At 70.9% G+C, this 8,816-nt stretch carries 9 protein-coding genes; 5 read left to right on the top strand and 4 right to left on the bottom strand.

Going from position 1 to position 8,816, the window contains the following annotated elements:
* Positions 1-68 precede the first annotated feature (68 nt).
* A complete protein-coding gene (locus PZ894_RS05000) occupies positions 69-635 on the bottom strand; it encodes a class I SAM-dependent methyltransferase (protein WP_275743015.1) in 567 nt (188 codons plus the stop codon).
* Positions 636-1,032: 397 nt separating this feature from the next.
* Between PZ894_RS05000 and PZ894_RS04995 the strand changes: the two genes are divergently transcribed.
* The 5 genes from PZ894_RS04995 to PZ894_RS04975 all read left to right on the top strand — a co-directional run bounded on the left by PZ894_RS04995 (position 1,033) and on the right by PZ894_RS04975 (position 5,660).
* Positions 1,033-1,170, top strand: coding sequence for a hypothetical protein (locus tag PZ894_RS04995; RefSeq protein ID WP_275743013.1), 138 nt, complete (start codon positions 1,033-1,035; stop codon positions 1,168-1,170).
* An 11-nt stretch (positions 1,171-1,181) separates the two neighbouring features.
* Complete coding sequence (locus tag PZ894_RS04990) at positions 1,182-2,258, top strand: 3-isopropylmalate dehydrogenase (RefSeq protein ID WP_275743011.1); 1,077 nt, start codon at positions 1,182-1,184, stop codon at positions 2,256-2,258.
* A gap of 92 nt (positions 2,259-2,350) precedes the next feature.
* Positions 2,351-3,424, top strand: a complete 1,074-nt coding sequence (locus tag PZ894_RS04985; RefSeq protein WP_275743009.1) for a branched-chain amino acid aminotransferase — start codon at positions 2,351-2,353, stop codon at positions 3,422-3,424.
* A gap of 70 nt (positions 3,425-3,494) precedes the next feature.
* Positions 3,495-4,535, top strand: coding sequence for an ABC transporter substrate-binding protein (locus tag PZ894_RS04980; protein WP_275743007.1), 1,041 nt, complete (start codon positions 3,495-3,497; stop codon positions 4,533-4,535).
* A 48-nt stretch (positions 4,536-4,583) separates the two neighbouring features.
* Positions 4,584-5,660, top strand: coding sequence for an ABC transporter substrate-binding protein (locus tag PZ894_RS04975; RefSeq protein WP_275743005.1), 1,077 nt, complete (start codon positions 4,584-4,586; stop codon positions 5,658-5,660).
* A gap of 117 nt (positions 5,661-5,777) precedes the next feature.
* Here the strand turns inward: PZ894_RS04975 and PZ894_RS04970 are convergent, their stop codons facing one another.
* The 3 genes from PZ894_RS04970 to PZ894_RS04960 form a co-directional block, all read right to left on the bottom strand.
* Positions 5,778-6,800 (bottom strand): ABC transporter substrate-binding protein, encoded by a 1,023-nt coding sequence (locus tag PZ894_RS04970; protein WP_275743004.1) that lies wholly within the window; start codon positions 6,798-6,800, stop codon positions 5,778-5,780.
* Positions 6,784-7,629: an ABC transporter ATP-binding protein gene (locus PZ894_RS04965; protein ID WP_275743002.1), complete on the bottom strand. Its 846-nt coding sequence runs from the start codon at positions 7,627-7,629 to the stop codon at positions 6,784-6,786. The genes PZ894_RS04970 and PZ894_RS04965 overlap by 17 nt, the downstream gene beginning before the upstream one ends.
* Positions 7,630-7,696: 67 nt before the next feature.
* Positions 7,697-8,809 (bottom strand): iron chelate uptake ABC transporter family permease subunit, encoded by a 1,113-nt coding sequence (locus tag PZ894_RS04960; RefSeq protein ID WP_275743000.1) that lies wholly within the window; start codon positions 8,807-8,809, stop codon positions 7,697-7,699.
* Between the last annotated feature and the right edge of the window lie 7 nt (positions 8,810-8,816).

Raw genomic sequence — 8,816 nt, 5'->3', positions numbered from 1 at the left:
ACCACCGCATACCTTCCCCCCACGCATCGGCGAGCGAAGCCGCCACCCAGCTCGAAACCACCGGCGCCTCAGCGTCGCGTCGCGAGCACGACGGACGCATCCGGCGCGACCATCACCTCGACGGCGGTGAAGCGCTCGTCGGTGAGCCACTGCTCCCGCAGGGTGTCGACGCGGCCGTAGGTGACCGGGGGCCAGATCTCGCACGGGGTGAAGTCGTCGAGCACGACGAGGCCGCCCTCCTCGACGAGGTCGGCGACCCGGTCGACTCCCACCTCGGTCGGCTCGCCGGAGTCGAGGAAGAGCAGGGAGAACGGGCCCTGGTCGAGCAGCGTCGACCAGTCGGCGGAGCGGACCTCGACCTGCGGGTCGTCGACGAAGATCTCGGCCGCGGCGTCGGCCAGCTTCGCGTCGAGCTCCGCGGTGAGGATCCGGGCGTCGCCGCGCAGGCCGGACCGCAGCCAGGCCGTGCCCACCCCGCAGCCGGTGCCGAACTCGGCCATCGTGCCGGCGCGGGTGGCGGCGAGGGTCGCGAGCAGGCGCCCGGTCTCGTTGCGGCAGAACGACACGTACCCGGCCTTGCGGGAGACCTCGAACGCGCGGGACACGATCTCGGGGAGGTCCGGGGGAGCACTCATGATCGTGAGTCTTTCATTGCGGGACGGGCGTCTCGCATCGCGAACACTCTGTGGAATTCGCTGACGCGGCCACCGACGCCACCGTACGGTAGGCGGACCATGCGGAGCGTCTTCGTACTCATCGACTGCCGCGGCGAGGCCTGAAGAGAGGCCACCTCGCCGCGGTGTTCGGCGTTGACGGTCTCTCGATGCATCTCGATCGAAGACGTCTCCGCGGCGTGATCGCCCATCACTGAGCCCGAGTCCGGGCAAGCGCGATCCGCACCTTGCTGGGTCTTCTTCCTCGTGCGATCCACGAGCGACAACCGGTCGTCGCTTCGGAGGGTCTTCGTTCCAGGTGCATCGAGCCGATGGAACACCACACACCCTTCACGAAGTCACGAGAGAGAGCGGACCGATGTACGACATGTACCCCGAGTGGGGCCCGGCCCAGCACGACCCCGACAACCCCCGCAGCCAGGAGAACGTCGCCGCCGCCGTCCAGGCGTCGCTCGACCTGCGGGACAACGGCGGCCAGCGCCCCGACGACAACTAGCCTCTCGCCCCATGACGACTGACTCGAACGCACCCGCTGGCACGATCCGTCTCGCCGTCATCCCCGGCGACGGCATCGGTCAGGAGGTGACGACCGAGGCGCTCAAGGTGCTCGAGGTCGCGGCCCCGACCGGCGTGAAGTTCGAGCAGACCCGCTACGACCTCGGCGCCGAGCGCTACCTCGCCACCGGCGAGGTGCTGCCCGACTCCGTGCTCGACGAGATCCGTGACCACGACGCCATCCTCCTCGGCGCGGTCGGCGGGAAGCCCAACGACCCCGGCCTGCCGCCCGGCATCCTCGAGCGCGGCCTGCTGCTCCGACTCAGGTTCGAGCTCGACCACTACGTGAACCTCCGGCCGTCCCGGATCTTCCCGGGCGTGGCCGGCCCCCTGGCCGATCCGGGCGAGGTGGACTTCGTGGTCGTCCGCGAGGGGACCGAGGGTCCCTACACCGGCAACGGCGGCGCCCTGCGCGTCGGTACGCCGCACGAGGTCGCGACCGAGGTCTCGGTCAACACGGCGTTCGGCGTCGAGCGCGTCGTGCGCGACGCCTTCGCCCGGGCCCAGCGGCGACCGCGCCGGAAGCTGACGCTGGTCCACAAGACCAACGTGCTCGTCAACGCCGGCTCGGTGTGGTGGCGGATCTTCCAGTCCGTGGCCGCGGAGCACCCCGACGTCACGACCGACTACATGCACATCGACGCCGCGATGATCTTCATGACCACCGACCCGGCGCGCTTCGACGTGATCGTCACCGACAACCTCTTCGGCGACATCATCACCGACCTGGCCGCCGCGATCACCGGTGGCATCGGCCTCGCGGCCTCCGGCAACGTCAACCCCGACCGGACGGCCCCGTCGATGTTCGAGCCCGTGCACGGGTCCGCCCCCGACATCGCCGGCCAGCAGAAGGCCGACCCCACGGCCGCGATCCTCTCCGCGTCCCTGCTGCTCGACCACCTCGGACACGCCGACGCCGCCGCGGCCATCGAGACCGCCGCCATCGACGACCTCGCCGCCCGCACGCCCGGCGCGGCTCGTCGTACTCCCGAGGTCGGCGACGCGATCGCCGCCCGAGTAGCCCGCTGAGGCTGCCCTCGTCGACATCCACCGACGGCCGGGCACACGTTCGTGTGCCCGGCCGGTCTCATTTACTAGGAAGGGCGACTAAGTTGTCCCCCATGGACATCAGCACCACCCCGTCGAGCGCTCTTGTCTCCGAGGAGCGGCTCGCCGAGATCCTCGCGAATCCCGGCTTCGGCCTGCACTTCACCGACCACATGTTCACGGTCGAGTGGACCCCCGAGGCCGGCTGGCACGGCGCGCGCATCGAGCCCTACGGACCGCTGACGCTGGACCCGGCGACCGCCGTGCTGCACTACGCGCAGGAGACCTTCGAGGGGATGAAGGCCTACCGACACGAGGACGGCTCGATCTGGTCCTTCCGGCCGGAGGAGAACGCCGCGCGGATGGTGCGCTCCAGCCACCGCCTGGCGTTCCCGGTGCTCGACGTGGAGGACTTCGTGCAGGCGGTCGACGCGCTCGTCGAGCTCGACCAGCGCTGGGTCCCGGAGCCGGCGGGCGAGAAGAGTCTCTACCTGCGGCCGTTCATGATCGCGACCGAGAAGTTCCTCGGCGTCCGGCCCAGCCAGCACGTCACGTTCATGGTGATCGCGAGCCCGGCCGGCGCCTACTTCAAGGGCGGCGTCAAGCCCGTCACGCTGTGGCTCACCGAGGAGTACACCCGCGCCGGCCGCGGCGGGATGGGTGCGGCCAAGACCGGCGGCAACTACGCCTCCTCGTTGGTCGCCCAGCAGGAGGCCATCGCGCAGGGCTGCGACCAGGTGGTGTTCCTCGACGCGCAGGAGGGCAGGTACGTCGAGGAGCTGGGCGGCATGAACATGTACTTCGTCCACGACGACGGGACGATCGTCACCCCCGAGACCGGCACCATCCTCGAGGGCATCACCCGCTCGAGCATCATCGAGCTGGCCGGCAAGCTCGGCCACCAGGTCGTGGAGCGCAGGTTCTCCATCGACGAGTGGCGCGAGGGCGTGGCCAGCGGCCGCATCACCGAGATCTTCGCCTGCGGCACCGCCGCCGTGGTCACGCCGGTCGGCGAGCTGAGGTGGGAGGGCGGCTCGGTCCCCGCCCCGCGGTCCGACGACCTCACGATGCGGATCCGCCGGGCCCTGGTCGACATCCAGTACGGCCGGGCCGAGGACACCTTCGGCTGGATGCACCGCATCGTCTGAGCGCCGGACCCCCTGACGAGGGCGCGGGCGGATGCCCTAAGGTTAGGCTCACCTAACCGAGAGGCTCGACATGCGTCTGCGTCCCCTCGCCGCCACGGCGGCGCTCGTGCTCTCCCTCGGCGTCCTCGCCGCCTGCGGCTCAGGATCCGGGTCCGACGACGAGCCCGCGTCCTCCGGCGCGGACGAGACCTCGTCCGACTCCGCCTTCCCCGTCACCGTCGAGCACCGGCTCGGCGAGACCGTGATCGAGGCCGAGCCGGAGCGCGTCGTCAGCGTCGGGCTGACCGAGCAGGACATCCTGCTCGAGCTCGGCGTCACGCCGGTCGCCGTCACCGAGTGGTACGGCGAGCAGCCGTTCGCGACCTGGCCGTGGGCGCAGGACCTGCTCGGCGACGCCGAGCCGGTGGTGCTCAGCCAGTCCGACGGCATCGAGTTCGAGAAGGTGGCCGCCCTCGAGCCGGACCTGATCATCGGCACCAACTCGGGCATGACGAAGAAGGACTACGAGCTGCTGTCCGCGATCGCGCCGACGGTCACCAACGTGAAGGGCTCGACGCCGTACTTCTCACCCTGGCAGGACCAGGTGCTCCAGGTCTCCCGCGCCCTGGGCCGCGAGGCCGACGGCCAGGCGCTCGTCGACGAGGTCGAGGGCAAATACGAGGCGGTCCGCGACGCGCACCCCGAGTGGGAGGGCAAGACCGCGACCTTCTCGCAGGGCGGACCCTACGACGGCATCCTCTACGTCTACCCCGACGGCCTGAGCACGAGCTTCCTCACCGACCTGGGCTTCACGATGACCGAGGGCCTCGAGGGCTTCGCGCCCGACATCGGGTCGCAGGCCGAGATCTCTGCGGAGAACACCGCCCTCATCGAGGCCGACGTCGTCGTCTTCGCGACCGAGGACGCCGACATGTTCGACTTCCTCCAGGACTTCGGCACGATCGACACGCTGCCGGCCGTCACCGAGAACCGCTCCGTCTACACCGACGGCACGCTCGCCGGCGCCCTGTACTTCCTCACCCCGCTCAGCCTCGACTACGCGCTCGAGCGGCTGACGCCGATGCTCGAGCAGGCCGTCGCCGGTGAGGCTCCGCGCGAGTTCCCCGCCTGAGCCCGCGCACCACGCCCATCGATGTCTCGGGACCTACCAAGGAGAGAGATGAATCCCACCCGCCGCCGCTTCCTCGCCGGCGTGTCCGTCCTGGCCGTCGCGCCGGTCCTCGCCGCCTGCGGCAGCGACAGCGACACCGACGGCACCGACGGCACTGACGGCTCCGGCAGCTCGGGCTCCGGTTCCGCGACCGGCCCCGAGGAGGGCGCCTACCCGGTCACCATCAAGCACAAGTACGGCGAGACCACGATCGAGAAGGCCCCGGAGCGCGTGGTCTGCGTGGGCCTCACCGACCAGGACGCGTTGATGGCCCTCGGCGTCGTGCCGGTCGGCATCACCTACTGGTTCGGCGACGAGGAGCTGCAGGGCGTCTACCCGTGGGCGCAGGAGCACCTCGGTGACGCCGACCTGCCCACCGTGCTGAACGACACCAACGGCATCGAGATCGAGAAGGTCGCCTCGCTCGCACCCGACCTGGTCATCGGCCAGTACTCCGGCATGACCGAGCAGGAGTACAAGAAGCTCTCCGCGATGGGGGTCCCGATCGTCGCCCAGAACGGCGAGTACGCCGACTACGGCACCCCGTGGGACGAGGCCGCGCTCACGCTCGGCACCGCGATCGGAAGGCCGCAGGCGGCCCAGGAGCTGATCGACTCGGTCAAGCAGCGCATCGCCGAGGAGGCGGCGGCCCACCCGGAGTTCGAGGGACAGACGGCCGGGGTCGTCACGCCGTACGAAGGCCTCTTCCTCTACGGTCCGGAGGACCCGCGGTCCCGGATGCTCGTCGACCTCGGCTTCACCCTGCACCCGCTCATCACCGGCGCCGAGGACAGTGAGTTCGGCGTCTCGCTGAGCGCCGAGCGGACCTCCGACCTCGCCGACGTGGGCGTGGCCGTGTGGATCGACCTCGCGGCGGATGCGCAGGTCAGGAAGCTCTTCGAGGCCACCCCGGCCCACGACGAGGGCCGCTGGGTCGACATCAGCGAGGACGACGGCAACTACTACGTCGCGCACAGCTTCGTGACGCCGCTGAGCATCCCCTACGTCCTCGACCGCTACGTCCCGCAGCTCGCGGCAGCGGCGGACGGCGACCCGAAGACCGAGCCGCCGGCCGTGACGGACTGACCGGCGGTCGCTCGCAGAGACCTGTCCGGGGTCGTCGCCACAGCACCACGGACGGAAAGCAGGAGCCCGGCCCCTCTCGGGGCCGGGCTCCTGTCGCATGCGGTGGGTGGTGCGAGGTCAGGAGGCGACGTCCTCGTCGGTTTCGAGCCACCCGGTGAGCTCGTCCATGTACGACGTCAGCGACACGTAGTCCATCGCCTTGTACTTCCAGGGGTGGATCTGACCGGCCTCGACGGCGGCGAGCTTGCCGAAGACCGGCTGCTCCTCGAGCTGCTCGGTGGAGTAGGAGCCGCGCTGGGAGTTCAGGACGAGGTCCGCGTCGTACTTGCCGGCGTTCTCCCAGCTCAGCGTCTCCCAGTAGTAGTCGTCCTTGCCGCCGGTCTTCTCGAACTGCACGCCGAGGTCCTGGAAGTAGCTCATCATCGGGTCGTCCTGCGGGATGAGGACGTAGAGGCCGGCGTCCTCGGCGTACATCGGCAGCACCGTGAGGCCGGAGCTCGCCGCCTCGGTCAGCTCGGCCGACGCGGCCTCGAACTCCGCCCTGTCCTCGGCGACGTCGGAGCCCTCGCCGGTGTCGACGCCGAGCGAGGCCGCAAGCTCCTCGTTGGTCGCGACGACGTCGAGGGCGGAGCCGGACTGCTCGATGCCGACGACCGGGGCGATCTCCTTGATCTTCGCCAGCTGCGCCTCGTCCTTGAAGCCGTACATCTCGTCGGCCGTGTCGCCGTCGAACGTCGTCGTGACGATCAGGTCCGGCTGCAGCGCGGCCAGCTCCTCGAGGTTGATCTCGCCGTAGGCCGTGCCGATCACCTCGGTCTCGGAGAGGTCGAGGTCCTCGAACGTCGGGTCGTCGGCGGGGTCCATGTAGTGGAAGAGCGCGACCGGGGTGACGCCGAAGTTCCAGAGCGCGGCGCCCGCGTCGCCGTACGCCGCGATGCGCGTCGGTGTCTCGTCGAGCTCGATCGTCTGGCCGAGGTCGTCGGTGTAGCTCCAGGGCCCCTGGCTCGGCGTCGCGCTGCCCTCGGCGGCGGTGTCGCCGCCGCCCTCGTCGCCGCCGCAGGCGGCGAGCAGCGCGCCCGCCGCGACGGCGACCGTGGCGGCGAGGAGCCGCCGGCGGGAGGGGTCAGGGCTGCGGAGCATGGGCGAGCTCTCTCTGCTGGGTGACGGGGGAGTCGGCCGACGAGATCGGCACGATGATCGGGAGCCCGGTGCGCGGGTCCGGGAGCACGTCGGCGTCGAGGCCGAACGTGTGCGCGAGCATGGCGGGGGTGAACACCTCGGCCGGGTTGCCCTCGGTGACGACCACGCCGTCCTTCATCACGACGATGACGTCGCTGTAGCGCGCGGCCAGGTTGAGGTCGTGGAGCACCATGACGACCGTGCGGCCGCGTTCGCGGTTGAGCCGGCAGACGAGGTCGAGGACCTCCACCTGGTGGGCGAGGTCGAGGTACGTCGTCGGCTCGTCGAGCAGGAGCAGGTCGGTGTCCTGCGCGAGCGTCATCGCGATCCAGGCGCGCTGGCGCTGCCCCCCGGAGAGCTGATCGAGCGGCCGGTCGCGCAGGTCGGTCGTGTCGGTCAGCTCGAGCGCCAGGTCGACGATCCGCTCGTCCTCGGGCGACCACTGGCTGAACCAGCGCTGGTGGGGGTGCCGGCCCCGGCCGACGAGGTCGCGGACCAGCAGGCCCTCCGGCGCGATCGGGCTCTGCGGCAGCAGCGCCATCCGGCAGGCGACCTCGCGGGTGTGGATGTCCTGGATCGGCTCGCCGTCGAGCAGCACGGTGCCGCTGGACGGCTTGAGGAGGCGCGACATGGTGCGCAGCAGCGTCGACTTGCCGCACCCGTTGGGCCCGACGATCGTGGTGACCTTCCCGTCGGCGACCGTCAGCGAGAGCGAGTGGACGACCGGGGCCTCGCCGTACCCGACGGTGACGGCCTCGGTGCGCAGCCGCGCAGGGGCAGGGGCGTTCATGCGGGGTCCCCTCGGAATCGTGGGCTGGAGGAGCGGAGCGGGGGAAGCCCGCGATTTCGTGGGGTGCTCATGCTGACACCTTTCGGTTGGTGCGGAGCAGCAGCCAAATGAGGTAGGGGGCGCCGATGGCCGCGGTGACCAGGCCGGCGGGGAGGGCGAACGGGATCAGCACGCGGGTCACGAAGTCGGCCGCCACGACCAGGCAGGCGCCGTAGATCATCGACGCCAGCATCGGAGGCCGCGAGCCGCCCGTGAGCCGGAGCGCGATCTGGGGGACGACGAACGCGACGAACTCCAGCGGTCCGACCGCGGAGACCGAGACCGCGACCAGTCCGACCGCGGCGATCAGCGTGAAGAGCTGCGTGGTCTGGAGGCGCACGCCCAGTCCGCGCGCGGAGTCGTCGCCGAGCTGCAGCGCATTGAGCGAGCGGGCGAGCAGCAGGGCGAGCGGCACGAGCACCGCGAGCGTCCAGACCAGCGGCCACGCCTGCTCCCACCCGCGGGCGTTGAGCGAGCCGTTGAGCCAGACCTGTGCGCTTGCGGCGTCCTCGATGCGCGCCTTCACCAGGAGGTACGACGTCGCGGCGGTGAGCGCGGCGCTGAGCCCGACCCCGACGAGGACCAGGCGCTGGCCGTCGATGCCCTTCCGCCAGGAGAGCAGGTAGAGGAGCGTCGCGGCGATCATGCCGCCCGCGAACGCCGCCAGCGGGACGCCCATCGTCTGCAGAGGTCCGGTGATCAGCCCGCCGCCGTACCCGGACGCGCCGGAGAGCACGATCACGGCGACGGCGCCGAGGGCGGAGCCGCGGGTGACGCCGAGGATGTCGGGGCTCGCCAGCGGGTTGCGCGCGAAGGTCTGGAAGAGCGCCCCGGACAGGCCGAGTGCGGCACCGGTGAGGATCGCGACCAGGGTCTGGGGGAGCCGCAGCTCCCTCACGATGAACTGCTGCCCGGGGTCCCCACCGCCGAGCAGGGTGCGGACGACGTCGGCGACCGGCACGTCGAAGTCGCCCTTCGCGAGGTCGAGGGCGACCAGCACTGCCAGCAGGACCAGGCCCACGAGGCACGCGAGCCCCGCACGCAGCGGCACCAGCCAGGACGCGGGCCCGATCCGCAGCGGCCTGCTCAGGCCGGCGGAGACGCGTCGGGTGTCGGTCTCGGTCGTCAGCTGCGCCGTCATGGGGTCC

The organism is Nocardioides sp. YIM 152315 (genome assembly GCF_029210375.1).
In the GTDB taxonomy this organism is placed as follows: Bacteria; Actinomycetota; Actinomycetes; order Propionibacteriales; family Nocardioidaceae; genus Nocardioides.
Note: the sequence above shows the minus strand (reverse complement) of the source record. Positions and strands in the feature narration are given on the sequence as shown.

Coding starts and splice junctions, on each gene's coding strand:
- PZ894_RS04960 (WP_275743000.1), bottom strand. CDS start 8,809: ATGACGGCGCAGCTGACGACCGAGACCGACACCCGACGCGTCTCCGCC.
- PZ894_RS04990 (WP_275743011.1), top strand. CDS start 1,182: ATGACGACTGACTCGAACGCACCCGCTGGCACGATCCGTCTCGCCGTC.
- PZ894_RS04970 (WP_275743004.1), bottom strand. CDS start 6,800: ATGCTCCGCAGCCCTGACCCCTCCCGCCGGCGGCTCCTCGCCGCCACG.
- PZ894_RS04975 (WP_275743005.1), top strand. CDS start 4,584: ATGAATCCCACCCGCCGCCGCTTCCTCGCCGGCGTGTCCGTCCTGGCC.
- PZ894_RS04965 (WP_275743002.1), bottom strand. CDS start 7,629: ATGAACGCCCCTGCCCCTGCGCGGCTGCGCACCGAGGCCGTCACCGTC.
- PZ894_RS04980 (WP_275743007.1), top strand. CDS start 3,495: ATGCGTCTGCGTCCCCTCGCCGCCACGGCGGCGCTCGTGCTCTCCCTC.
- PZ894_RS04995 (WP_275743013.1), top strand. CDS start 1,033: ATGTACGACATGTACCCCGAGTGGGGCCCGGCCCAGCACGACCCCGAC.
- PZ894_RS04985 (WP_275743009.1), top strand. CDS start 2,351: ATGGACATCAGCACCACCCCGTCGAGCGCTCTTGTCTCCGAGGAGCGG.
- PZ894_RS05000 (WP_275743015.1), bottom strand. CDS start 635: ATGAGTGCTCCCCCGGACCTCCCCGAGATCGTGTCCCGCGCGTTCGAG.